The organism is Fenollaria timonensis, assembly GCF_001457835.1.
GTDB lineage: Bacteria > Bacillota > Clostridia > Tissierellales > Peptoniphilaceae > Fenollaria > Fenollaria timonensis.
Genome location: NZ_LN898230.1, coordinates 1,524 through 28,202, shown reverse-complemented (window position 1 = coordinate 28,202; position 26,679 = coordinate 1,524). Strand labels below are relative to the sequence as shown.

General features: G+C 36.1%; 24 protein-coding genes. 4 read left to right on the top strand and 20 right to left on the bottom strand.

The features are described 5' to 3' along the window. Positions 1-37: 37 nt before the first annotated feature. The 7 genes from BN3004_RS03265 to nrdD all read right to left on the bottom strand — a co-directional run bounded on the left by BN3004_RS03265 (position 38) and on the right by nrdD (position 5,867). Positions 38-406, bottom strand: a complete 369-nt coding sequence (locus tag BN3004_RS03265; RefSeq protein WP_058259841.1) for a hypothetical protein — start codon at positions 404-406, stop codon at positions 38-40. A 110-nt stretch (positions 407-516) separates the two neighbouring features. Continuing rightward, complete coding sequence (locus BN3004_RS03260; RefSeq protein WP_058259840.1) at positions 517-1,410, bottom strand: copper amine oxidase N-terminal domain-containing protein; 894 nt, start codon at positions 1,408-1,410, stop codon at positions 517-519. Between the two features lie 644 nt (positions 1,411-2,054). Further along, positions 2,055-2,279, bottom strand: coding sequence for a 30S ribosomal protein S18 (gene rpsR, locus BN3004_RS03250; RefSeq protein ID WP_058259838.1), 225 nt, complete (start codon positions 2,277-2,279; stop codon positions 2,055-2,057). Between the two features lie 17 nt (positions 2,280-2,296). Beyond that, positions 2,297-2,752 (bottom strand): single-stranded DNA-binding protein, encoded by a 456-nt coding sequence (locus BN3004_RS03245; RefSeq protein WP_058259837.1) that lies wholly within the window; start codon positions 2,750-2,752, stop codon positions 2,297-2,299. Positions 2,753-2,763: 11 nt separating this feature from the next. Next, complete coding sequence (gene rpsF / locus BN3004_RS03240) at positions 2,764-3,054, bottom strand: 30S ribosomal protein S6 (RefSeq protein ID WP_058259836.1); 291 nt, start codon at positions 3,052-3,054, stop codon at positions 2,764-2,766. Between the two features lie 183 nt (positions 3,055-3,237). Continuing rightward, positions 3,238-3,747 carry an anaerobic ribonucleoside-triphosphate reductase activating protein gene (gene nrdG, locus BN3004_RS03235; protein WP_058259835.1) on the bottom strand — a complete coding sequence of 170 codons (510 nt, stop codon included), beginning with the start codon at positions 3,745-3,747 and terminating at the stop codon, positions 3,238-3,240. Further along, positions 3,747-5,867 (bottom strand): anaerobic ribonucleoside-triphosphate reductase, encoded by a 2,121-nt coding sequence (nrdD, locus tag BN3004_RS03230; protein WP_058259834.1) that lies wholly within the window; start codon positions 5,865-5,867, stop codon positions 3,747-3,749. The genes nrdG and nrdD overlap by 1 nt, the downstream gene beginning before the upstream one ends. Positions 5,868-6,159: 292 nt before the next feature. On the opposite strand from nrdD, the gene BN3004_RS03225 reads away from it, so the two are divergent. Next, positions 6,160-7,629 (top strand): IS1182 family transposase, encoded by a 1,470-nt coding sequence (locus BN3004_RS03225; RefSeq protein ID WP_058259270.1) that lies wholly within the window; start codon positions 6,160-6,162, stop codon positions 7,627-7,629. A gap of 318 nt (positions 7,630-7,947) precedes the next feature. On the opposite strand, the gene BN3004_RS03220 is transcribed toward BN3004_RS03225, so the two are convergent. From BN3004_RS03220 to hutH, 4 genes are read right to left on the bottom strand one after another with little or no spacing between them, the layout of a single operon-like run. After that, the gene (locus BN3004_RS03220) at positions 7,948-8,586 is read right to left on the bottom strand and encodes a helix-turn-helix transcriptional regulator (protein WP_058259833.1); all 639 of its coding nucleotides are present in this window, start codon (positions 8,584-8,586) and stop codon (positions 7,948-7,950) included. Beyond that, positions 8,576-9,838, bottom strand: coding sequence for an imidazolonepropionase (gene hutI / locus BN3004_RS03215; protein WP_058259832.1), 1,263 nt, complete (start codon positions 9,836-9,838; stop codon positions 8,576-8,578). Before hutI ends, BN3004_RS03220 begins: the two co-directional genes overlap by 11 nt. After that, the gene (gene hutU / locus BN3004_RS03210) at positions 9,816-11,855 is read right to left on the bottom strand and encodes a urocanate hydratase (RefSeq protein ID WP_058259831.1); all 2,040 of its coding nucleotides are present in this window, start codon (positions 11,853-11,855) and stop codon (positions 9,816-9,818) included. Before hutU ends, hutI begins: the two co-directional genes overlap by 23 nt. 22 nt (positions 11,856-11,877) lie before the next feature. Beyond that, positions 11,878-13,407 carry a histidine ammonia-lyase gene (hutH, locus tag BN3004_RS03205; protein ID WP_058259830.1) on the bottom strand — a complete coding sequence of 510 codons (1,530 nt, stop codon included), beginning with the start codon at positions 13,405-13,407 and terminating at the stop codon, positions 11,878-11,880. 221 nt (positions 13,408-13,628) lie between these two features. On the opposite strand from hutH, the gene BN3004_RS03200 reads away from it, so the two are divergent. Beyond that, entirely contained in the window at positions 13,629-14,399 is a 771-nt protein-coding gene (locus BN3004_RS03200; RefSeq protein ID WP_082244064.1) for a DUF3841 domain-containing protein, read from the top strand. Between the two features lie 55 nt (positions 14,400-14,454). Here the strand turns inward: BN3004_RS03200 and BN3004_RS03195 are convergent, their stop codons facing one another. After that, positions 14,455-15,996, bottom strand: coding sequence for a hypothetical protein (locus BN3004_RS03195; protein ID WP_058259829.1), 1,542 nt, complete (start codon positions 15,994-15,996; stop codon positions 14,455-14,457). A 375-nt stretch (positions 15,997-16,371) separates the two neighbouring features. Then, positions 16,372-17,055 carry a trimeric intracellular cation channel family protein gene (locus BN3004_RS03190; RefSeq protein ID WP_058259828.1) on the bottom strand — a complete coding sequence of 228 codons (684 nt, stop codon included), beginning with the start codon at positions 17,053-17,055 and terminating at the stop codon, positions 16,372-16,374. A 141-nt stretch (positions 17,056-17,196) separates the two neighbouring features. On the opposite strand from BN3004_RS03190, the gene BN3004_RS03185 reads away from it, so the two are divergent. Further along, a complete protein-coding gene (locus tag BN3004_RS03185; protein ID WP_058259827.1) occupies positions 17,197-17,424 on the top strand; it encodes a BRO-N domain-containing protein in 228 nt (75 codons plus the stop codon). Positions 17,425-17,491: 67 nt separating this feature from the next. Further along, positions 17,492-18,010 carry a ClbS/DfsB family four-helix bundle protein gene (locus tag BN3004_RS03180; RefSeq protein WP_058259826.1) on the top strand — a complete coding sequence of 173 codons (519 nt, stop codon included), beginning with the start codon at positions 17,492-17,494 and terminating at the stop codon, positions 18,008-18,010. A gap of 187 nt (positions 18,011-18,197) precedes the next feature. On the opposite strand, the gene BN3004_RS03175 is transcribed toward BN3004_RS03180, so the two are convergent. From BN3004_RS03175 to BN3004_RS08430, 7 genes are all read right to left on the bottom strand, one after another. Next, positions 18,198-19,373, bottom strand: a complete 1,176-nt coding sequence (locus tag BN3004_RS03175) for an ISL3 family transposase (RefSeq protein ID WP_058259271.1) — start codon at positions 19,371-19,373, stop codon at positions 18,198-18,200. A 192-nt stretch (positions 19,374-19,565) separates the two neighbouring features. Beyond that, on the bottom strand, positions 19,566-21,527 hold the full coding sequence (locus tag BN3004_RS03170) for a S9 family peptidase (RefSeq protein WP_058259825.1): 1,962 nt from the start codon (positions 21,525-21,527) through the stop codon (positions 19,566-19,568). Between the two features lies 1 nt (position 21,528). Next, positions 21,529-22,050 carry a ribosome hibernation-promoting factor, HPF/YfiA family gene (hpf, locus tag BN3004_RS03165; RefSeq protein WP_058259824.1) on the bottom strand — a complete coding sequence of 174 codons (522 nt, stop codon included), beginning with the start codon at positions 22,048-22,050 and terminating at the stop codon, positions 21,529-21,531. A 364-nt stretch (positions 22,051-22,414) separates the two neighbouring features. Continuing rightward, positions 22,415-22,603: a hypothetical protein gene (locus tag BN3004_RS03160; RefSeq protein ID WP_058259823.1), complete on the bottom strand. Its 189-nt coding sequence runs from the start codon at positions 22,601-22,603 to the stop codon at positions 22,415-22,417. Positions 22,604-22,959: 356 nt separating this feature from the next. Next, positions 22,960-24,162, bottom strand: a complete 1,203-nt coding sequence (locus BN3004_RS03155; RefSeq protein ID WP_058259822.1) for an ATP-binding protein — start codon at positions 24,160-24,162, stop codon at positions 22,960-22,962. 525 nt (positions 24,163-24,687) lie between these two features. Continuing rightward, a complete protein-coding gene (locus BN3004_RS03150; RefSeq protein WP_058259821.1) occupies positions 24,688-25,269 on the bottom strand; it encodes a hypothetical protein in 582 nt (193 codons plus the stop codon). Between the two features lie 125 nt (positions 25,270-25,394). Further along, positions 25,395-26,679, bottom strand: a 1,285-nt coding sequence (locus BN3004_RS08430) for an S-layer homology domain-containing protein (protein ID WP_196792474.1), incomplete at its 5' end; no start/stop codon positions are given.

The window sequence follows — 26,679 nt, the reverse complement described above, 5'->3', positions numbered from 1 at the left end:
CTACATGATGATGTAGCTGCATTTTTATGCGCAAAATTTAGAAAAACGCTTTTATTAAATTTATTGGTGAATTAATCACTTGCTCCAAGTAATAAGATGCAATCCCCATAATATCCAAAGCATGCGTAACAGCTACAAGACCTAAGAAGTATGGTAGATTTATTAATACAGGCAAGATAATGTTTATCCAAGTAAAAGTGTTTTTCTTAATAAATATTAATCCCACTAGAGCAAATATTAAACTCAGAAATACACCATTAAGAAAGATATTAGCTGCTTTTACATCATTACCCATAAGTCTAAAAATTACATACGCTAGCAAAACTGCAGCATATATGCCTAAAACAGTGTAATTATATATCTTACTTACTTTGCCCTTTGAATTTATTTTATTAAGTTCCGTCATTTTGACACCCCCCCTAATAAACTATTTATATTATAATACTAAAAAATCATTTTTGCAAATTGTGTAGACGTGAAAAAAGCTCCAAATTAATGGAGCTTAATTGAATATTGCTATCCTACTATAAATATTGGCATATACAGATTTTCATCATTTACATCCATTTCCTTGATATAAGTTTCTGATGAATATATTTGGAAGTAGATTTTGCCATCTGTTCTGTCATATAAAACATCATAAGGTCCTATTGTGTATCTATAAAACTTAGATACTTCTCCAATGTAGATCATTCTATTGATATCTTTTTCTATTAATTTTATGTCATCGTCAAATCTATTTGGCTCGTCCTTAGTTTTTTCCTTCAAAGTCTTTGCAAAGTTATTTAGACCTTCAAGACATTTCTCTTTTACTAGCTTCATCGCGTCATCCGAACTAATATTGTCCTTGTACTCATGCTTTTCATCGATGATGACATTTCTTAAGCTTCTTTCAATAGTCTTATCTTGAGTTATAGGCATCTGTGTATCATAGAATTTTTCGAAGTCCTTGCCTAGGCTTTCAGTCACTATAGCGCTTTCAGCAAGATTCTTTTCAACGAAATCGCTAGATACATAAGTAGTATTATTGATAAGCTTAGCCATTTCATTCTTAGTAGTGGCAATGTCAATGCTCTTATCAGCTTTTTTAAGCGTAACCTTTTTCTCAGCGCCGTTCCAGCCTAGTTCGTAACCAAGCTTTTCAGCAATAAGCCTTAGTGGTAGCATGGCCTTGCCACCGTCCATAACAACTTCAGCTTCAGGAATTATTTCTCCGTTGATAAATAATATAGTTCCGTTCTTAATAGGATAAGTTTTGTCAGCAATTCTAATAATGGCATCTTCAGGTCCCCTATCAGTTCCAAAACTAATTTCTTTCACACCAGTCTCGTCAAGCTTCGCCATAGAAATGTTCATAGACATTGATAAAACTAGTACAAATACTAAAATAAATGATAAAAACTTTTTCATAATAAACCTCCTTTTATCACTTTTTATTACTTTACTTATATATATTATATACCCGCGCAATCAAAAGTAAATGGATTTTCGTAATTTTTAACAAATTTGTAAGAAAGATAGTAAAAAAAGCTCCCACCGAAGTGAAAGCTTTAATAATTTTTATATTCAAAAATTTCTGTATATTTCAAAAATTTATAGTGATTTTTTGTTATAAAGAAGAACCCCACCCTTCCACGATGCTTCGCATCGGGCGGGTACCCGGTAACCTTGGTGCTTTGCACTACGATGGATTAGGCGAAGCGCTTTTAAAAAAGCTCCCACCAAAGTGAAAGCTTTTAATAATTTATTTATTTTGCTATACAGTGATTTCGTAGATAAAAGAAGAACCCCGACTGTAAACAGCCGAGCCGTAAGTTTATTCAAAGCTATGTTCGCTACGCTCCATACCTTTGTAAACTCTGGCATAAGGCATGCATATCCAATCGAACTTCGTTTCACTCGTTCTCTTGGTGCATGGACTTAGAACCTTTACGCTATGATGAGATTTGCGTTTCCCGTCAAAAAAGCTCCATTTGCATGGAGCTTAATGAAAATCCTAAATATTTCAATAATTTAATTATTTCGCTATACCGCAATTTTAGCACGTAAACGTACTAATCTTGAGTGTAAGGCAATAGTGCCACTTGTCTAGCTCTCTTAATAGCTCTTGTGATTTCTCTTTGGTGTTTAGCGCAAGTGCCTGTTATTCTTCTTGGTAAGATTTTACCCTTTTCTGTGATGTATTTTCTTAGTTTTGCTACATCTTTATAGTCGATGTGTTCATTCTTTTCTTGGCAGAAAGCACATACTTTTTTTCTAGGTCTGAATCTTCTTTGCATTATATTCCCTCCTTTAATTAAAATGGAATATCCCTATTGCTTCCAGGAGCAAAGCCGTCGTCAATGTTTGAAAAATCTTCGTCTGAATTGAAGTAATCTTCATGTGATTGATTTGGAGCTTGTGATGTGATGTTCTTTCTTTCTAGGAACTCTACGGATGAAGCTATGACTTCTGTTACGTACCTTTTTGTACCGTCTTTAGCTTCGTATGTTCTAGATTGAATACGACCTGTTACTCCAACCATGTTGCCCTTTGAAACATAATTACTGATATTCTCTGCAGTTCTTCCCCAAGCTACGATGGAAATAAAGTCTGCTGTTGGCATGCCTTTTGCTTCCATTTCTTCTCTTTTTTCTCTAGATAGGCCCTTATCAACAGCTATAGTAAATGTGATAACTGCTTGATTTGTGTTAGGTGTGTATCTAAGCTCAGGATCTCTTGTTAATCTTCCGATTAAACTACATACGTTCATCTCTTCACCTCTTATTTATCTTCGTCTGTTACTATCATGTGACGTAGTAGTACGTCAGTGATTCTTGCTACTCTAGTAAGTTCTAGAATAGTGTCTTCTTCTGCTTCAAAGTTCATTAAGAAGTAGTAGCCTTCTGTTTTGAATTTGATTTGGTATGCTAATTTTCTTAGGCCCCAATCATCAGTGTTAGTTACTTTACCTTCTTCAGCTTCGATTATTGATTTTACCCTATCAAGGAATTTATTTCTAGCTTCCTCACTTGTTTCAGGATAAAAAACATACATTGCTTCATATTTTTTCATCTTTCCACCTCCTTTTGGACTTATGGCTCTTTAATAAATAAAGAGCAAGGTTACCTTGTAAGTATACAATAAATTCCCCTCTTTGTCAAGAATTTTTTACAAAAATAAATTTCTATTTATCAAGTCTATGTTAATGGATTTGCCACTTTGTAAAATTAAGCATAAAAAAAGAAGACTGAATAATCAATCTTCCTTCATATATTTATCCATGAGTAAAATTTTACCTTCATCAAGCGTCCTCTTCATATCGATGATTCTTTGATTAGAGGAGCCTCTGAACTTTAGCTTCAAATCCTTTAAGTCTTCTACGAAGCGTCCGTCCACCAAAACATCTATATTCTTCAAGACGTCCATAGCCCCGTCTTTTTGAACTAGCTCTTCAAATGTGTAGCCGGAGTAGACCCAAATGTCTTTCTCAGACCTCTCTCTCACGTTTTTGATAAGATCATTAAGTCCATCAAGATTATCAAAGGGCTCGCCCCCTAAAACCGATAGACCGCGGATATTGTCATCATTTAAGCAGTCAATAATCTCATCAAAGGCTTTTTCATCAAAGACGCTTCCGAAATTAAAGTTTTGGTACTCTTTATTGAAACAGTTTTTGCAATTCAAGGTGCAGCCCGTTAAGAATATAGTCGTTCTAACGCCTGGGCCGTTCGCTATGTCGTATTTCCTAATTTGCGCGTAATTCATTATATGTGAAGTACCCTTTGCTTTATCTCCTTAGTTTTTCCTTCATTCCAGAAGTTTTCGCCAAGGTAGCCGCATGTCCTTCTTGTAACATTCATCTTAGCTTGGTCTTTGTTGTGACATTGTGGGCATTCCCATTCGTTATGATCATTAATTATAATCTCGCCATCATAACCGCAAACGTGGCAATAGTCGGATTTTGTATTGAATTCTGCATATTGAATATTGTCATAAATGTAATCAACTATAGTTTCAAGCGCTTCTAGGTTATGGCCCATGTTAGGTATTTCAGCGTAACTGATGCAGCCGCCCTTTGATAGTGCTTGGAATTGTGCTTCAAACTTAAACTTATCAAATACAGATATATGCTCTCTAACATCAACGTGGAAAGAGTTTGTGTAGTAGCCCTTGTCAGTAACGTTTTTTATCTCGCCAAATCTTTCAAGGTCTTTCTTCGCAAATCTATAGCAAAGGCTTTCAGCAGGAGTGCCGTAAAGCGCATAACCAAGGTCATCTTCCTTCTTCCACGCTTGTAATTTTTCATTCATTTTTCTCATAACCTTAAGAGCAAAATCAGTCGCGTGCTCATCAGTGTGAGGCGTGTGGCGAACTAGATAAGTCGCTTCGTAAAGACCAATGTAGCCCAAAGTTACTGTGGCATAACCACCTTCAAGAAGTGGTCTGATTGGCTCATGCTCGTTAAGTCTAGCGATAGCGCCGTGTCTCCAGTGAATTGGAGATGAATCGCTTGTAACATTCTTTAAAATATCGTATCTAAGCAGACAAGCCTTTCTGCATAGGTCAAGTCTCTTGTCAAGAATTTCAAAGAATTTCTCTTCATCGCCGCCGCTAACGATAGCTATTTGCGGTAAGTTTAGAGAAACAACTCCCATGTTGAATCTGCCGTCAAACTTGTAATTTCCGTCCTTATCCTTCCATGGCGATAGAAATGCTCTGCAGCCCATAGGCGCAAAAACATTTCCTTCGTAATTTTCTCTCATCTTTTTAGCAGAGATATAGTCAGGGTACATTCTTTTCGCAGTACATTTAATAGCAGTTTGAGTTAAGTAATAGTACTTCGAGTCCTTGTGAACGTTGTTTTCATCAAGCACATAAACAAGCTTTGGAAAAGCAGGTGTCACATAAACGCCGCATTCATTCTTGATGCCTTGAATTCTTTGCTTCAAAATCTCTTCGATGATCATCGCAAGCTCGTCCGCGTACTCAAAATCATCTTCCATGTGCATGAAAAGAGTAACGAAAGGCGCTTGACCATTCGAGGTCATAAGTGTATTTATTTGATATTGTATAGTTTGTATGCCGCTTTCAAGATCCCTTTGAGTAAGTTTTCTTGCTAATTCATCTTGCTTTGCCTCGTCATCAAACATTTCCTTAGCAAGCTTCAAATTCTTGTCATAGCTGCGTCTTAAGTACTTCGCAAGACATTTTATGTCAATGGATTGGCCACCATATTGGTTTGATGCGATTTGTGCAATGATTTGCGTCATGACATTGCAGGCAACTTGGAACGATCTTGGGCTTTCAATCAGTTTGCCATTAACCACAGTGCCGTTGTCAAGCATGTCCTTCATATTAACAAGGCAGCAATTAAACATAGGTTGGATGATGTAGTCCATATCGTGCAAATGGATGGAGCCTTCATCGTGCGCTTGAAGAAGGTCATCATCAATCATTAACCTTCTAGCAATGTCCTTAGATACTTCACCAGCAATCAAATCTCTTTGAGTAGATGCGATGTGAGCGTTTTTATTAGAGTTTTCCTTCATTAAGTCGCTGTTTTTTCTGTCAAGAAGACCTATAATGCTCTCGTCAGTAGTATTGATCTTTCTCTTGAAAGCTTGAACAGCCTTGTAGTTCTCATAACTTCTGGCAGTAGCCGGATTTTTGTTCTCGATAAGCTTGTAGTAAACCTTGTCTTCGATATCATAAATCGAAAGAGGTCTCTCAGCTACAACAGCTTCCCTCTTGATCTCGTCAGCTATCTTTTCAGCAAGACCTTCTTCATATACCCCTGTTGAAGAATTCATCGCTTTTTTAATAGCTACAACAATTTTAGATTCGTCAAATGGCACTTTTTCGCCGCTTCTCTTGAATATATACATCTCATACCTCCACAATATTTTGATTGCTTCTCCTCTTCGCAAATATTATTATACTACATATAGTGGCGATTAGCAATAGTAAAATATAAATAAATTGTTAAGATTTCTTCATATATTTTCGTAAGTTAAATAGCTGTATCATTATGCGATAGGCACAAAAAAAGAAGGCAATTGCCTTCTCAGACTGTTGACAAAGTAGGCGTATTTTTATAAAAATACGCCTACTTTTTTACTTGAAAACCTCTTAAAATACACATCTATTGGGTATATATAATACATAGAAGGTGATAAAATGTTACATAAAAATAGTAAATCAAAAACAGATCAAGCACAAATAATTTCAGTTGAAGAATTAGTTCCACAAGAACACATACTAAGAAAGATCAATAAGTATATAGACTTTGACTTTATCTATGATTTAGTAGAAGATAAATACTCATTAGATAACGGAAGACCAAGCATAGATCCAGTAGTGCTAATGAAGATAATATTCATACAATACCTATTCAACATAAGAAGCATAAGGCAAACAATAAAAGAGATAGAAGTAAACATTGCATACAGATGGTTTTTAGGATATGACTTCTACGACAAGATTCCACACTTTACAACATTCAGCCAAAACTATAGAAGAAGATTCAAAGATACAGACATATTTGAAAACATCTTCCAAAACATATTAAACCAAGCACTAGAACAAGGTTTTGTGGATGAGAAGATTCAATTCGTAGACTCAACACATGTTAAAGCACATGCAAACAGACATAAAAACAAAAAAGTAACAATAGAGAAAAAAGCAAGAAGATATCAAGCACAGCTAGACAAAGAAATAGCACAAGAAAGAGAAGAAAACGGAAAAAAGCCCTTAAAAGAGAAAGAAGATAAAGAGAGGCAAACGATAGTTCAGTCAACAACAGATCCAGAAAGCGGCCTCTTTCACAAAGGAGAACATAAAGAAGTATTCGCCTATTGCGTAGAAACATCATGCGATAAAAACGGCTGGATACTAGCATACAAATCATTTCCAGGAAATTTACATGACAGCACAACATTTTTACCATTCTATGAAGAAAAACTAAAAAAGATGAAACCCCAAAAGATAGTTATGGATGCAGGTTACAAAATACCAGCCATAGCAAAAACATTAATAGACGATAAAATACTCCCAGTATTTCCATATACAAGACAAAAGAGAAACTTACAAATAGAAAATCCATACTACAAAAGAGACTACATATACGACGAATATTATGACTGCTACATATGTCCACAAGGAAAACTTTTAAATTACAAAACTACAGATAGAGAAGGATACAGACAGTATAAAAGTGATATAAACGACTGCAAGAACTGTCCTAACATAGATAGATGCACACATAGTAAAAACAAACAAAAAGTAATAACAAGACATATATGGCAAGACTACCTTGACATAACAGAAGAATATAGATATACAAATCAAGGCAAGAAAGAATACGCAAGAAGAAAAGAAACAATAGAAAGACAATTTGGAAGCGCAAAAGAGTATCATAGTTTTAGATATACAAACATGAAGGGCAAAGCTAAGATGGATATGAAAGCTGCGCTTACTTTTGCATGCTTAAATATGAAAAAACTAGCACTAATGATGTATAGGATGGATCCAAATAAGGAGGTATTTACTCGTTTATTTGCAAAAATACATAAAAAATTTGATTTTTTACTAAATTTAATAAAAATAAGCAAACCCAGGAAAAAATTCCTGGGTTTGTCTTCACTCTGAGATGCACCCATATACATAGGTGCATCCTAAAAAAAGAAGTTTAAAATGACTTTACGCAAAGCTTTTCCGCTCATATATGCTTCACGTAAATTAATTAAATTTATTGTTTATTTGTATTTTTTTGCAAGTTTAATAATTGTATGAAATAAAATTTTCTTTATTCACTAATTTATTAGATAAAATTATTTTTATTCACAAGTTTTGCAGAGCAAGCGAGATGATTGTGCGAAGTGGACCGACGAAGCAAGCGGAATGTACTAAGCGTACATGAGCATTGCTAAGGAAGGAACGAGCGCAAGGGCGCGCTTGAATGCGAAACTAATTTAAGAATTTTATAGCCTGGGAGCGTGACTTAACTCCCAACTTTTTATACAAATTTCTCGTATGCGTTTTGGTAGTCGATAAAGTGATGTAAAACCTGTCGGCTATCTCTTGGTTGCTTAAGCCCTCTTTTATGCTTAGTAGGATTTGCTTCTCGCGTGAGCTTAGTGTGTCGTAGAGCTCCTTGCGGTCCAAAAAATCCCCCAATTTTTGTTCCGTCTTAACGCTGAAGTTCTTTTTCTTCGACACGACTACTACCCCTTTTCTCATGTCAAGAAGTGCCTTTCTAAGTTCATCTCTTTTAAGCTCTTTGTCCATGATGCCGTCTAGGTGAAAGTCTTTTGGTGAGATAATCATCTCGAGGCTTGGTCTGTTTGTCATAAAGAGTATTCTGTAGCGCCTGTCCTTAAAGGCTAGTCTTTGTAGATCGACTATCCTTTTACTTTCATCCAGCTCATCATCGACGTATATAACAAAGTCTACGCTCTTCCTTGTTAAGTAGTCTTGAGCATCAGATGCATCTCTAAAGCTCTCAACGACATGCATATCGTTAAAAGCTGATAGAGAAGCATCTACGCCTAGGGCGTATATATCTGAACCGCCAACTATTAATACTCTAAATGATTTAAGCGCCATAAACTATTTTTCCGCTCTTAATCACTTTATAAGTGTGGTTTATACCGAAGTGATATACGAAGTAATCAATATTTTCACAGTTAAAGATGGCGATGTCGGCCTTCTTACCTACTTCAAGCGAACCTATGGATTCCGTTCTAAGTACGCTTGCTGCAGCGTTTATAGTTGCTGCATTGAATACTTCTTCTGCTGTCATTCTCATTTTGATTGAGGCTATTTGCATAGCTAATTGAATATTTTCAGATGGGCATGAGCCAGGATTGTAGTCTGTTGAGATACTTACTGGGCAGCCTTCTTCTATCATCTTTCTAGCTCTTGCGTATTTGCCTGTGTTTAGGTTAAATGCTGTCGATGGAAGTACGTTTGCTACGACTCCATTAGCTGCCATAGCCTTGATACCTTCATCTGAAGCTCCGATCAAGTGGTCTGCTGAAACGCATTTTAGTTCAGCGCTTAGTTCAGCTCCACCGAAGCTAATTAGTTCGTCTGCGTGTATCTTAAGCTTAAAGCCAGCATCTCTTGATGCCTGAAGTACTCTTCTTGACTCGTCTATAGTGTAAACACCGTCTTCACAGAAGATGTCAGCAAATTCTGCGAGGCCCTTTTCCATAACTTTTGGATTGTATTCATTGATAACCTTATTAATAAAGGCTTCTCTGTCATTTTTGTACTCATCTGGCATTGCGTGACATGGCATGAATGTTGATACTAAATCGATTGGATGATCTTCGTTTAATTTTTTCACTACTTCTAATTGCTTTAGCTCTGTATCGAAGTCTTCTATGCCGTAGCCTGATTTGGCTTCAACTGTCGTAACTCCATAGCTTAGCATGATGTCTAGTGATTTTTTCGCTTTTTCATAAAGCTCTTCGAAGCTTGCTTCCTTAGTATGTCTTTGTGTAGCGTGTATGCCCCCACCTGCGTTCATTATGTCCATGTATGTCTTGCCATGAAGTTTCATGGAGAGCTCATTTTCTCTCGAGCCCCCATGAACAAGGTGTGTATGTGAGTCTACAAGACCTGGTGTAACTAATTTACCTGTCGCGTCGATGACTGTAGCCCCGCTCTCATCTATGTTCATAGCCTTGTACTCATCCATAGTACCTAGTGCTTTTATCTTGTCGTCTTCTGTTATTATATATGCGTTTTTGATTATTTCTACTTCGCCTTGTGCTTTACCAGCTCTGACTGTGCCATGAGCCTTTGTTGCTAAAAGCGAAGCTATATTTTTAATTATGACGCTTTGCTTCATATTCATCCACCTTTGCCATTTCTTTTTCTATAATCTTGTCGTCTACTAGATAAGGAATAGTAATGTGGTCAGTGTCTTTGTGATCCTTGTTATATTGTATTGCTGTTTCGATTGAGTGGTCGTTTCTAGCCCAACTTCTTCTTGCTACACCGCTCATAACGTCCCATGGCATAGCTGCCTTTAAGATAGTATCTACTCTGTCTGATCCGTCTAGAACCATACCGAAGCCGCCGTTGATTGATTTACCTATACCAACGCCGCCGCCGTTGTGTAGAGCTACCATGGACATACCTCTTGCGCAGTTACCTGCGAAGCATTGTGTAGCCATGTCTGCCATGATGTTTGAGCCGTCTTTGATGTTTGATGTTTCTCTAAATGGTGAGTCAGTACCTGATACGTCATGGTGGTCACGGCCTAGCATGATTGGACCTACTTCGCCCTTTCTAACCATGTCGTTGAACTTAAGAGCAATTTTTAATCTACCGATTTCGTCTTGGTATAAAATTCTTGCTTGTGAGCCAACTACTAATTGGTTCTTTTCAGCATCTCTGATCCAGATGTAGTTATCAAGGTCTTGGCCTCTTCTGTCCTTGTCGATGCATTCCATAGCTGCGTGGTCAGTCTTGATTAGGTCTTCTTCCTTATTTGATAAGCAAACCCATCTGAATGGTCCGTAACCATAGTCAAATAGCATTGGTCCCATGATATCTTCAACATAGCTTGGGAAGATGAATCCTTCTGATTCGTCAATGCCGTTCTTAGCTATTTCCTTAACGCCTGCATCAAAAACTGATTTCATGAAGGAGTTACCATAGTCAAAGAAATATGTTCCTCTATCTACTAGTGTTTTGATTAATTCAAAGTGATGCTTTAATGTTTTGTCAACTAATTTGCAGAAGCCTTCTTTATCTTCAGCAAGCATCTTTGTTCTTTCTTCAAATGTTAAGCCTTGTGGGCAATAGCCGCCGTCGTATTGAGCGTGGCATGATGTTTGGTCAGAAAGTAGTTCTACATGAACGTTGTTTTTAACGCAGTATTCTAGTAGGTCTACGATATTGCCATGGTAAGCGATTGCTCTAGGAGTTTTGCTTTCTTTTGCTTCGTTAGCCCATTTGAATACTTGGTCAAGGTCGTCTGAACATTCATCTATCCAGCCTTGTTCAAGTCTTGTATTGATTCTTGAGATATCAACTTCAGCGATAACGCCAACACCGTTAGCAATTTTGGCTGCCTTACCTTGAGCACCACTCATTCCTCCTAAACCTGATGAAATGAAGATGTGGCCTCTTAAGTCGCCATCGTGTGGAACGCCTAATTTTAGACGAGCAGCGTTAAGAACTGTATTGTATGTGCCGTGAACTATACCTTGTGGTCCAATGTACATCCAGCCGCCAGCAGTCATTTGTCCGTAGTTTGCAACGCCCATAGCAACTGCTTTGTGCCAATGTTTTTGATCGTCGAACTCACCTATCATTAATGAGTTTGTGATTATAACCCTTGGTGAAGTCTTGTGGCTTCTGAATAATCCTAGTGGGTGACCTGATTCCATAACTAATGTTTGTTCATCAGTTAAATTTTCTAGGTACTTCTTAACTAGTCTGTATTGCATCCAGTTTTGCATAACTTGTCCTGTTTCACCGTAAGTAACAAGTTCATAAGGGTATAGTGCTACGTCAAAGTCAAGGTTATTGTCAATCATTAGTTGTATTGCCTTACCTTCGATGCATTTACCCTTGTATTCATCAATGGATTTAGCCTTGATATTGCCCTCAGGTCTAAATCTGTAACCGTAAATTCTTCCTCTAGTCATTAGCTCTTCCATAAATTCTGGAGCTAATTCTTCGTGTAATTCTTCTGGAATGTATCTAAGTGCATTCCTTAAAGCTAGCTCGATCTCATGCTTTGAAAGAGTTAAATCCCTTACAGGTGCTCTTCTAACCTTTGGATCAATCTTATGCATTTCAGGTAAAACTGGATCAAGCTTGATTGTCATAGCATCTTTAACATCAAATTTCATAAGTAACCTCCTTACTTAATATCTATTTAAGTGCTCCTACAGCTTCTTCAACAGCGTTAAGAACCTTGTCATCAGCTAATAATTCTTCAGCCTTATTGATTTCAAAGTACATAACCTTGTCTTTGTCGATGTAGTCTATTACTTTTCTTACTTCGTCGTAAGCAGCCTTAGTACCTTTACCAAGACCCTTGTCTCCTCTTATGTCAATAGCTTGGCATGCAGCAAACATTTCCATAGCTACAACTTTTCTTGCGTTTAGATAGATTTCTCTAGCCTTTCTAGCAGCTATAGTACCCATAGATACTAAGTCTTCTTGGTTAGCTGAACTTGGGATAGAGTCAACACTTGCTGGATGAGCTAAAACCTTATTTTCGCTAACAAGAGCTGCAGCAGCGTATTGAACTATCATGTAGCCAGAGTTTACTCCGCCTTCCTTAACTAAGAAAGCTGGTAGACCTTCTGATAATGCTGGGTTTACTAGTCTTTCAAGTCTTCTTTCGGATACGTTAGCTATTTCACTAATACCAATACCTAAAAAGTCAAATGGTAGAGCCATTGGTTCGCCGTGGAAGTTACCAGCACTGATAACTGCTTCATCATCAGGGAAGATGATTGGGTTGTCAGTAACAGAGTTGATTTCGATATCAACTTTATTCTTTACAAAATTGAATGTATCTTTTGAAGCGCAGTGAATTTGTGGAACGCATCTTAGTGAGTAAGCATCTTGTACTCTTAAGTCGCCTTGGCGAGTGATGTTCTTTGATCCTTCAAGTATCGCTCTTACATTGTATGAAGTGTCATACATGCCTTGATGCTTCCTAACGTCAGCGATTCTTTCATCAAATGCATCGATGATGCCGCCCATAGCTTCCATTGTAAGAGATGTAGCAACGTCAGCTAATTTTGCAAGCTTCATAGCATCATATAAAGTTAATGTACCAACAGCAGTTAGTACTTGAGTACCATTGATAAGAGCTAGGCCTTCCTTGCTAGTTAATTCAATAGTTTCGATACCAGCCTTGTCCATAGCTTCCTTACCAGTCATCTTCTTGCCTTCATAGAAAGCTTCGCCTAGACCAAGCATAGGTAAAACCATGTGAGCAAGTGGAGCTAAGTCTCCAGATGCACCTAGTGAACCCTTTTCAGGTATACATGGTGTAACACCCTTGTTTAGCATAGCAACTAGTGTTTCGATAGTTTCAAGTCTTGCACCAGAATAACCCTTTGATAAAGAGTTAGCTCTTAATAAGATGATGGCTCTAACGATGTCTTCGTCAAATAATTCGCCAACACCACATGAGTGAGACATAATTAAATTCTTTTGTAAATTCTTAGTCATATCCTTAGAGATATGTACTTCAGAGAATTTACCGAAACCAGTTGTGATTCCGTAGATAACCCTTTCTTCTTCAACAAACTTGTCAACAAGTTTTCTTGATGCAATGATTCTTTCCTTTGCATCCTTAGAGATTTCAACCTCTGCGTGACATCTTGCTACCTTTACAACATCTTCGATAGTAAGGTCATTTCCATTGATAACGATCTTGTCCATAATATCCTCCTTTTACTAAGTTAGTACTCTGATAAAGTAAAAAGGAACGCACGTGGCGTTCCTCTTATCTATTATTATTAAAATTGTGAGCAATAAAATTAAAATGTATGTACATCATACCCCTCACCTCATCCTTAAGTATTATATCATAGAAATTATTTATAGTCAAGGATTAAAATTCCAAAATCGAAATATTGGGTATAAATACTTAGGTGATAAACATGGAATACGTTAATCTTTACACAAGACAACATGAGAATAGCATATACGAGCTAAAAAACAAAGGCGTCATACAAAACAAAAGGCTCTATGTCGGCTTACATATGAAAGACATTTCGGACTTTTTCTTAGAAAAATATGATTACTTCGTGAAAATGGCTTCGCAAATAGTTCCTAAACCAGACGAGATCAGCTACCCAATATGGTGCAGCGTCTCGAAAGAGAACTGCCTCAAGCCCATTCACAAAGAAGTAGTTTATGCGATGACAGTTCCGAAGAGCGAAGTCATCTACTTCGATGGAGCTAAGTGGGACCTCGTTTTAAATAATCAGTACGTGCCACTTGATGCGGGTGATGAAAAACGCTTTGAAAAAGAGCTCAAGTCGCGCGGCATAGACCACAGCTTCAATATATTTGATAGAAAATATAATGAGATGTATGACGATATAAGAGAGAAAATTGTAAATAGCTGGGAGAGGATCTTCGAGATTACCGATAGAAGCGAGTTCGTCGTTCAGGCAAATCTTTGGCAGATCAAGGAAGAGTGGATTAAGCATATAATTTATCCGGGAGATGACTTTTTTGAAGTGGTGAAGGATATGGAAGAGACTTGGATAAGTAAATTTTGCGTCTATTTTGCGAATGCGGCTCGTTTCGCTCGCTCGTTCCTTCCGCGTACGCACTTGTACAGCTCAGTCGCTCACTCACTGTACTTCGCCTTATTCATCAAAATATTTCGCAAAATTCAATTTGCTAATGGATTTAGTATATAAGACTAAAAAAGGGAGCTTTCCGCTCCCAATTTTTTGATTTAATTGATACTATCAACTATTGTTCTTTTGGTAAAACAAAAGTTCCTAAACCAGAGAATTGATCACCAATATATACTTCAAAGCTTGCTCCGTTCTTGTATTTAAACTTACATACAACACCAGATTCATATTCTTTAAATGTAAAATCATAATCCTTTACAAAAACTTCTTCGCCAAGCTCTTTTGCATTTTTAAGTCTTAGTTCAGCTGTCTTCTTAACATTTTCTTCATCAGCTTTAAAGTTTAACTCATTAAGCGCTTCAGCAGCTGTCTTATAATTCTTGTCACATAAAGCGTCATGGAAAGCTTTTACTTTAGTAGTGATAAATTCTGATCCTTTCTTTAATATAGAATCTTTTTCATAATCTTTAGCAATTAAAGCCATAATACCGGCAGTAGTTGCCATAGTGATGTTATCGCCATCTTGTTCAAAAGGTAATTTTTGTATTATAGAAGAGCCATTAGCATATTTAATCTCAGCAACATAATATTTTTTGCCATCAATTTCTTCTATTCTCTTACTAACTGTACGATCTTCTAGGTAAATATCAGTACCAACTAGCTTAGCCATGTTCTTTAAAGTAATCATATATTCAGAGAATGGTATTGCATCTAAAATCGCACTCCCTCCAACAATGTAATCATCTTTAGTATAAGCTGCAAACATATCATGAAGCTTGATTATAGCATCTAATTTAGTAGTTTCAAGCTCATCAAAATTATCAGTCTTAAGCACTTTTATATTTTTTTCACTAGCTTCTTCCTTCTTTTCTTCTTTCTTTTCATCTTTTTTATCTTCAGTCTTTTCTTCTTCTTTTACTTCTTTAAAAATTAAGCACTTGTCATCAATCTCTACTGTTATGCTGCCATCTTCGCCGCCAATTTGATATTCATATCCAATACCAAAGTTTGATTCATTATCTTTTTTAGGCATTTCTTTAGCATCAACAGTTGTTAATATCTTTCCATCCATAGTTCCACAAGTCATATTCTTGTTGATTTCGCCTGTATCTTTATAAAGCTTAGACTTAATCATTACATAACGAGGAGATTCTTCTTTTGCTTCTGCATCACTCTTTAGCTGGATAACTTTGTTCACTTTGTCGTATCCAACACCTAGTCCTACAAGTGTACCAAGGTCTCTTAATTGCATGTAATTGTTTTCGTTAATTAGTGCTGTTTTTACTTCTTTTTCTTCGCCATTAACAAGTATCTTCTTAACTGATACGATTGCTTTTGCTTTTTCGTCCTTAATTTCGACTAAATTGCCTTCAACTTTTTCATAGCCTTTTGCTAATTCAACTGTGATTAATTTTGTTGGCTTGTCATATCCTACATCGAATTGGCATTTTTTGCCGTTAAGTATTGCTGCTACGTCTCTAAGCTTTAAGTAGTTGTAGCCTTCTACGTCGTATGCGCCGACCATGACTTCTTCTCCGTCAAGTGTCACCTTTTTAGTGTTTTTGACTGCATCTACTGTTTTTGATTCAGCAAATGCTGTTGGGATTAGTGTTACAAGCATTAAGATAGCAAGTAACAGTGAAATTTTCTTCTTCATAATATAATTCCTCCTTAATAGATTTATTAACTTTATTATACTACTAAAGAAATATAAAAGCAATGGAAATGGTCTTATTCCTTATAAATATTTTTAATACTAAGCTTACAAATATTTAAAAAATTTAATAATTTACTTACTCACATAGATATCCACACTGGAAATTGCTATTTTACATTTATACACAAGCTTATCCACAATATCCACAGGCATTTTTCACAAAAATAGCACTTGACAAAGCTATTTTCTTGTGATTTATAATCTATCCACAGACTTATCCACAGTTTTATACACAGTGGCCCAGCCATTCGCATAGAAAAAGCCTTGTTCATGCATAAACAAAGCTTTCTAAAGTAAAATCTGTATTAAATTTGCTTAAGCGTCGTCCCCATCGACAAGGTCAGATGAAACGTCTGGCAGACTCCACCTATACTTCATCGACAGAAGTCTGATAACAACAGTGGTTAGGGCGCCCATAAAGAAGGAGAAGTTCGCTCCATATGGTCTCAAAACTATAAACACGACTGCGCCCAAAAGCGAGGCAACTGCGTATATGGTGTTTTTCGTGAATATAATCGGGATGGTGTCTGAAAGAAGGTCTCTCAAAACTCCGCCGCCGCAACCGGTGATGACTCCGACGAAGATCATCAAAAATGGGTTGTTCGAGTAGCCTCTGACCATGGCGACGCTTACGCCGCTGACTGTGAACAGGCCAAGGCCGATGGCGTCGAGCACTGACGCGACTTGTGTGTATTTAATCATAAAGTTTCTGTTAACTGTATTTAATCTTAGAAATTTGATTTTTTTCGACAAAAATAGTATCAAAACGAGCGCAGTAACGATGGCAACTACTGTGTATGTGTTGTCTCTAAATGCCATGGGCGGCGTGATACCTACGGTGATGTCACGAATGACACCGCCTCCAATAGCTGTGATTATCGCAAGAACCACGATGCCAAAGACGTCCATGCCCTTTCTGATTGCGACAAGCGTGCCCGATGAGGCAAAGGCCACGGTACCGATGATTTCTGCTATGTAGTAAAATTTTTCGTAATTCACCTAGAATCTCCTCCTCTAATGATTATACTACAAAATTCGTTTTTTATCTATGGAAATATTGTAAATGTTTTAAACTTATAAATATGATATAATATAAATATAGATATGAATTTATTTTAAAAGATACTATTGAGGTGTAAAATGGATAACGAAATTAAATTATTTGAAGGAAGACAAATACGTTCAGCATGGGATAACGAAAAAGAAGAGTGGTACTTTTCTATTGTTGATATTTTAGGTGTACTTACAGAAAGTGATAATCCGCAAAAATATTGGAGCGTTTTGAAGACAAGGCTAAATAATGAAGGAAATGAACTGGCTACAAATTGTATCCAGTTGAAAATGGAAGCTGCTGACGGTAAAATATAGAGTTCATGACAAATTATCACAAACCGAAGAAACGTATTACCAATATTATAATAATAAGGAAGAAAAAATGAGAACTTATAAAAATAAAGAAGAATTAAAATCAGAAATCAATAAAAGCTTTGAAAAATACATCGCTGAATTTGGAAATATTCCAGAAAATCTAAAGGATACACGAGTAGATGAAGTAGATAGAACGCCTGCTGAGAACCTTGCCTATCAGCTCGGATGGACATCTCTCTTATTACAATGGGAGCGTGATGAAAGAAATGGCATTGAAGCAAAAACTCCATCAGATAAATTCAAATGGAATGAGCTCGGCAAACTATACCAATACTTTACTGATACGTATGCAAGTCTATCTCTTAGTGAACTAAAAGATAAGCTAATTGACAATGTTGCTGCCATATGTGAAATGATTGACTCATTAAGCGATGATGAATTATTTAAGCCTCATATGAGGAAGTGGGCTGATGAAGCAACAAAAACAGCTACATGGGAAGTTTACAAGTTTATTCACGTAAATACAGTCGCTCCATTTGGCACTTTTAGAACGAAAATCCGCAAGTGGAAAAAGCTTGCTCTATAAGAAATTTAAAGGCTCTATGTCAAATATTGGGGAGACTTATTGATTTAAGTCTCTCTTTTTATGTTAAAACTAACATTTGCACGTTTTTAATTTATATACTTAAAATAACACAAATTTATGTAATTTTTGCATGACTAATAAACCTATATAGGCTTATTAGGTTTTTATGATGTTTTATATATATATTTTAGTCTAAAAGCATTATTCTTTTTCTGAACCTCTCGAAGTTTCTCATACCAAAGCTGTTTCTTTTTAGTGTCTTTATCTTTGTATGTTTTCCTTCTAGTGCTCCATTTGAATGTTTGTAGTCAAATGAGTTTGTAATTTCATCAGACCAGTTTGTAAAGGCTGTTATACATGATTTAAACTCTTTAAGTTTTGATTTTTTACATATGTCTATCCATGCGTTTACCTTGTATTGTGCTTGTTCTTTGTTTTTCTGCACTAGAACTTCTTGATAGAAGGATTCTTTTAAGCCATATGCTAGTCTTAGCTCTTCGCTTATCTCTAGCATTAGAGCTGCTTCTCGCTTTTGATCATCATTAAGTTTTGGCATTGGTTTTGTAAGTATGCTTTTACTTCTTTTTAGGTATATTCTCATTTCTGCTGATGTATCTTTTTGTATTCTCTTTCTTACGTTTTCTAAGCTCCAAGAGACTTGTCTTACGAAGTGATATTTGTCTGCTATGTGTACTGCGTTTTTAAAGTATGCGTTTTTAACGTTTTTAAATGTTTTTGACATATCGCTAACAAATATCTTTACATTTTCTCTTTCTTCTTTTGGTATGTTTTTAAAGTATTCAAACAAAATATTTTCTTGCCTACTTTTAACTATGTCTATGATTTCATGTGTTATGCCATCTAGAAGTGAGCATTGATACTTGTATGAACCGCTGTCGCCTTTAAACTCGTCTATTAAAAGTACTTTTGGAAGACTTTTTCTCTCTACTGATAGGTAAGATAGGACTCTTGTAACTGTTGATGTGCTTACTGAGTATCTTCTTGATATTGACTTTATTGAGTAAAGTTCTCTAAACTCTCTAGCTATGGATGCTACTAGTCTTTTTGTCATGGTCATTTTCTTTGCTACTAGTTCTGTTTTGCTATCAATTCTTTTCCCGCAGCACTTACAGTTGTACCTAGTTTTTCTTAGGTTTATTATGCATTTTTTACCATGCATCTGTGTATCTTTTATCTTTTGAGTTCTGTGATCATGAACCCAGATATGTTTAGAACCACAGTATGGGCAGCTTTTTAACTTTTTTGTCTGTGCTTCTATAACTACTACATTTTCACCTTCTTTAAAATTGTTAACAACTACATCTTTACAAGCTAGCAAATTTATGGTATTATATTCTTGCACTTGTACACACCTCCTATGTTGTAGTGGTATTTTAAGTATAGGATAAAATGTGTGCAAGTGCAACTTTTTTTTGTAATTTTATCAAAAAAATATCTATTGAGGTTTTACTCCCCAATAGATATTATACAGCCAATTTAAAAAACATATCCAAGCAAAAAGCCTAGTTACAAAAGTAACCAGGCTTTTTCTATATTATGATCTCTTTTTAATCCATGTGATTATCTCGTCAAGTCTTCTTTGTCTGTGCTTTGGCTTGCCAGAGCGGCTTAGCTCGTGGTTTTCGCCGTGAAAGATAACTATCTTCGAGTCGACTCCGAAGTACTTAAGCGCTGTAAACATTTGCACGCCTTGCTCTAGAGGGCATCTGAAGTCCTCGTCCGAGTGAATAAATAATGTCGGCGTCTTGACCTCGCTCGCGTATTTAAGTGGAGAGCGTTCCCATAGCGCTTCATGCGATGCGAATGGCTCTGCCAAATTTTGATCAGTCGCGAAATAGTAGCCTATATCCGATACGCCGAAAAAGCTTAGCCAGTTCGATATAGAGCGTTGCGACGCAGCCGACCTAAATCTGTTGGTATGGCCGATGATCCAGTTAGTCATGAAGCCGCCATAGCTGCCACCAGTCACATGAACGTTGTCCCTGTCGATATCCTCGTACTTTTCCAAAACAGTGTCAGTGAACTTCATCAAATCGTCGTAGTCGATAGTGCCGTACTTACCCCTGATGTTCATAAAATCATTGCCGCGGCCGTCCGATCCCCTCGGATTAGTGAAGAAGACAAAGTAGCCTTGCTTTGCAAAGTAAAGGTACTCGTGGTATAAAACCTCGCCCGTAACAGTCTTTGGACCGCCGTGAATCTCAAGTATCGCAGGATATTTCTTGCCCGGCTTGTATCCATCCGGCTTAATTACAAAGCCCTCGAAATCTATATCGTCATTCTTAAACGTGATCTTGTCATATTTTTCAGCGCCCCAAGTCTTTTGTAAAGCCTCGTTTATGGCAGTCACTTTCTTAAATTTATCCTCTTCAAATTTATAAACTTCTTGTAAATTGTAGTCCAACATGCCTATAGCGTAGATGCCGCCATTATCACAGGCGTCAAACTCATCAACAGAGCCTACTACTTTACTTAGCCTTTCCAATTTACCCGCCTTGTCAATGGCGAATAGGTCTGCGCTATTCGCAAGGGTTGATATAAAGTAAAGCTTGTCCTTCATCACCCTAAATGAGTAGCCGCCGCCATAACGAAGGTCACTGCCCACAGATGAGCCCAAAGACATATCGAAGTCATCATTAATACACTTAATATCTTCTTTGCTCTTATCAATTAGGTAGACCTTCATATTTTGATTCATTCCATGAGCCTCTTGGTCAGTCGCGAAGACAAAAACATCGCCATCTGCAAACTTAGGTCCATAATAGCTAAGACCCATGCCATAATCAAGTTTCACAGACTTATCGTCAGCAAAGCTATAAACGTAAAGCTGGCTCTTTGCAGGCGCCTTGTCAGTGTAAGACTCAGAAGTGTAGACAATTTCAGACTTGTCAGGGGCTATGTCGTAGCTCGATACACTAGTAAAGTCATCAGTAATAATCTTAAGTGCGCCGCTCGTCATATTGTAGACCGCAAGCGAAGTACGGATCTTGTTGATGTAGCCAGCGCCGTTAAGGTAGAAAGGAATCTCATCATATATAGTGTAGTCGTCCTCTTCCTTAATTTCAGCCGCTTTCTTCTCGTAAGTCTCTTGATCCATGTCCTTAAAGTGCCTGATCTTCTCAGAATTGCTGATAGAGAGGATTAGCCTTTCCTCATCCATGATGCGAATACCATTAATCGGGTAGTTTAACCTAAAAAGCTCCTCCCTCTCACCGCCACTGAAGCTTAGACGGTAAACGATAGACGCATACTTCCTTTTCTCGTCAGACTTTGCGAAAATGATCCCGCCATTGTCCACAGCATAAGTAGAAGAGACGTCATTAGTAGACAGTCTCTTCAAAGAATCATTTTCATCAAGCATGTAAAATGAGTGTTTGTACTCATTCGCCGCCATATCCACGCAAGTCACAGTGAAAACCTTGTGACGACCGTCCGGCGAAATCTTCACCGAGGATATGGGTTTGTTCAATTTAAAATCATCTATATTAATATTCATATTATTCAACTTCAATAAGGCCGTAGTTGCCGTCCTTTCTCTTGTATACTACGTTGATGGCTTCAGTTTTAGCGTTTTGGTATACGAAGAAATTGTGTCTAAGTAGTTCCATTTGAAGGATAGCCTCGTCAGAAGACATAGGTACCACCTTAAATTTCTTGTTCTTTACAAGCTTAGCCTCATCCGGCTCATCCATAGGCTTAACATTTTCAAACCTGATCGACTCGTTCTTTTGGTATCTGTTTTGAAGCTTAGTTTTGTACTTTCTAACCTGTCTTTCCAAAACATCAACCGCCCTGTCGATAGATGTGTACATGTCGTCACTATCTTCCTCAGCTCTAAGTATAGTCCTGTCTAGGAAGATAGTTACTTCAACACACTTAGTGTTTCTAACAGCCGAGAAGACAACCTTCGCGTCCACATCCTTGCCAATAAACTTGTCAAGCTTTTGGAACTTCTTTTCAGCCACATCCTTTAAACTTTGAGTTAGTTCAATGTTCTTTCCTACAAATTCGATTCTCATAAGCTTACCTCCTTAATTGATTTTCTATTTAATATATACCCGAGAGATAGAAAAATTAAAACAACTTTATGAATTTATTAAGAGAAAGTGTGAAATAGTTTATAAATCTATGAGTGGAATGGCTTTGATTATGGTTTTGTTTACACTTATGGCAATAGAAAAGGACCGCATAAGCAGTCCTTGATAGTAAAATGTTTTGTCACTTTCAAAACCTTAAAAATATTTGAGTTTTGAAAGTGGGAATAGATATAGTAATGTAAAAATGTCCTCCCCTTGGTCCGCATGTGAAAACATTAAGCGTGGGGAGGTTCTGTTGAGTTAATATTGATTAAAATGTATTAATTGTCAATATTTTTTACTAGTATTAAATATCCTCTAACTCTTTCTCTACTTCTTCTGAAGTATATGTCCTGCCATTATCAAGATCATCCATCGCTTTTTGCATCTCGTGATCAAAGTCTTCTTCTCTTAAATCTTCATAAACTAGTGGTTTTTCGCTTGGTAATTTCACTTCATGTTCAAGATTTATATAATCATTTGATATTTTTGACATAAAATCACTTCCTATATATGTATAATAACACTTTGTATTGCATTTAGCAATACTTAATTAAAATGAATTAAGCAAAAGAAAGGCACATGAGCCTTATCTCACATGCCCAGTTATTATGTCAAATAACTAATTATATATTGTTTGTATATTTTTTATAAGAAGCAATCCTCTCACCCAATTTTGCAATTATTTTGCAGATAAAATCAATGAATTTTCTTTACGGAGAACTTTTATGAGCGAAATAGTACAGATGAGTACATTGGAGCGATTAAAAGATTGTAGTGAAGAAAAGGCGTGATTTTTGCGCAAAAGAATGCAAAATTACTACTTAAGCAAAATAAATATACATATACAAATCAAGATTCATCCTTCATAAGCCACCTAGCTATATCAATGTGTTTCACACCATCAATCAGGCTCATTGGATGCTTTGTGTTAGAAAGAATCATCTTTGGATACGCATCCCTTATTGATAATAACGGATCAAGCTCTCTTTGCATTGTTTTTTCACTAGATACATCATCACTAACTTGTATATAGATTTTCTCATCGCCCTTCATAGCGACAAAATCTATTTCTTTTTGATAAAGCGTACCAACATATATATCATAACCCCTTCTTAATAGCTCAATAGCCACAATATTTTCATAAGCCCTTCCATAATCAATATTTCTAACACCTAAGATAGCATAGCGAAATGAAAGATCAGATAAATAATACTTATCATTTGTTCCAAGATACTTTTTACCCTTAATATCATATCTTTTAACTTTGTAGAACATAAAGGCATTACACAAGTACTTAATATAGTTGCCGATAGTAACGTGATTAGTCGCAATATTATTATAATTTAAGACTTTACTTATATTATTAGCATTTGTCAAATTCGAAATATTATCCATCAAAAACTCTGCTAAGTTATCAAGAAGCGCCTCATCACTTAAATTGTACCTGTCAATCAAATCCCTTTTAATCAAAGTTTTATATACATCATTGATATAAGCCGCCCTATCTTCCTTATTATCATAAACATAAGAACCAGAAAGCCCGCCAATAGCGAGATAATCCTGTAAATGTTCAGAATAGTCCCTGTCTATATCAAAGTAAGAGCAATACTCTTCAAAACTAAAAGGATAGATCGGAATCTCTATAAACCTTCCAGTGAAAAGAGTCACCAAATCAGAACTCAATAAAAAAGCGTTAGAGCCAGTTAGGTAAATGTCATAGTTCTTACTATTATGAAAACTGTTTATCGCTAGCTCAAATTTCTCACATAGCTGAACCTCATCAACAATTAAAACATTCTTAAGAGAATCATCATACATTTTTTCAACATAATCGTAAAGACTTTTATAATTTTTTAGAGAATCAAACATTAAATCGCCAAAATCAATACGTATTATATTAGTGTCAGTGTAAGACTCCTTCAAATAATTTACAAAAGACCGCAAGAGCTCAGACTTGCCAGACCTTCGTAAACCCGTTACAATTTTGATGTCAGGAGTACCGTAGAGCCTCTTTAACCTATCTAAATACAAAGGCCTATCAATAATTTTCAATGTTTACACCTCACTTTCAAAACTTTAATTTTTTTCATTTCTTGAAAGTATTATATCACAGACTTTCAAAACTTGCAATATTTTTATGTTTTGAAAGTGGAAATGATTTTAAATGAAATGAGTTAAGGGGCTACAAATTTGTAACCCCTTAATATAATCGAGAGCTTGTCTATTTTAAAAGTCTTGTTAACGCACATCTCAAATGATATCGCCACAAACTCCCGTTATAATTAATAATAAAGTGCCTATATTTATCACTTCCTTTGACTTAATGAAATCATACAGTAAACCTGAAATGATAATATCTATCAAGGCATTTACAATTATGGCAATACTTGGAATTGCACCAAGACGTTTAACTAGCTATTTTTTATTATATACCCAATTATTAAATAATAAAACTGTAAATAATTGAAAAGGACCGCTTAAGCAGTCATAATAGTAAAATGTTTGAGCGACTTTCAAAACTCGAATATTTTTCATTTTTTGTAAGTTGGAAATAGGTTTTAAATTGAAATAGATTGTTTAATAAATCTCCTTTTTTTCGGTAGTTTCTTTAATATAAATCATATCTTCAATTTCAGCTTCTAAATATTTTAAAAATTTTGTTGAAAGTTGATATTTATTAGCGCTGTATCTGTCGATTTTGTTTCCAAATGCTATTATTATCATTATTATATAAACTCCAAAAATTACAATAAACTTTTCCCAAAATAAATTACTATCATTAAAAATTATATCACTTATCAGCACGAATAGACCTATGATTATTGTCATTATATTAAATATATTCAAAGATGGTTCATACATAGCATTAATTCTTTCCGAATAATTTAACTCTGATTTAACTTTATTTCTTATATTTCTTAAAGTTTTCAATTCACAATTATTATTCATATATTTAATCGCTAAATCAATTTTTTTATACGTTCGTAACTCATCTAAGCCAGCATAATAAAAGTCCTTAAGTAAAACCCTATAGCTGCTACTTAAATTTCCACCTTTCTTGCTTGTAATTAAAGAAACTATATTGCAGGAGCTACAACTAAATAATGTATTATATTCTGTCTTCCCAGTCTTATCATAAGTATCCTTTGGATACCACAAAATTCACCCCTCCTTATCTAATAACAAAGGCATGTGAGATTTGCTCCCACATGCCTTGTCATTATGCCAATTATTTATTTATAATTGTATCTTATTTCTCTTGCGCTTTTAACGCAAAATTTTTATTATTTAACTAAAGTCCAGTCCTCTTCAATTCTTCCCTTAACTCTTCTCTTGAAGTCGTGGTCATTAGTTGCTTCAACCATGTCATTGTAACCCCAGAAACTTTGAGATAAGTCTAAGAAACTCTTGATTAAGTGTCTGTTCATAGCATTAATAGCAGACATATCATCATAATTTCTTTCGAACATCTTATTTAGAATTACAACCGCTTCACATCTAGTGATATTAGCGTTTGGTCTAAATGTTCCATCAGGGTAACCCATGATTCTCTTAGCTTGATATTCTCTACCTATAGCCAATTCAGCCCAGTGACCCTTAACATCAGCGAATGGTGCAATACCATAAGGCTTGTTGTCAATTTGAGCAATCATTTGAGTGAATTCAGCTCTTGTAATAGGTGCGTTAGGTCTAAATCTTCCGTCAGGGTAACCCTTCATGATACCCCTTTGAACAGCCGCGTTGATGGCCTTGTTGTACCAAGCACTTGGAGTGTCAGTAAACATAGGTCTAGTAGCTGCGCCGATAGATTCAATACCAAGAAGTCTAGTTACTAAAGCAGCAGCTTCAGCTCTAGTTATGTTGCCGTTAGGTCTTACAGTTCCGTCAGTGTAACCGAACATGTAAGCCTTGTGCTCTAATACTTCTCTAGTATCTTCAGGTTCTTCTTCACGTTCATCACGATCGTAGTACCTATCCTTAGACCAAATTGCATATAGAGTAGTTGAGTAGTAAATTCTGTCGCCAGGTCTTACTTCGTCAAGATAATCACTTCTGTAGCTCCAACCTTCAAATACATAACCTCTTCTACGAGGAGTGTATAAATAACGTTCAATTAATTCATCTTCATAAACGTCGTAGTGAGTAATTTCGCCACCTCTGTAGTTTTCGTCTAGAGTAAGAGTTAAATAATTGAAATATGGTGGAGTTACTTTACCCTTAACAGTTTCTCTTGCTGGATCAGATGGTTTCTTACCTTTTTCAGTTTGAGTTGCAGTTATAACGTCATCCTTCTTTAATGGCTTATCTGCTGGTACTGTTACTTTCCAATTGCCATCTTTATCAACAGTTGTTTTACCAATTTCATTGCCGTCTTTGTCTTTAACTACAATTTCAGCTTCTGGTACACCTTTACCAGTAATTTTGCCGTCGCCTTCAGTTGGTTGATCAATAGTAGGTGTTTCTGATTTATCAGATGGTGTTGTTCCGCCCTTTGTAAATGTTCCTGTTACTGTTAGGTCTTTATCTACTGCTGTTTTGTTATCTAAAGCTGGTGTCCATTTGTCAAAT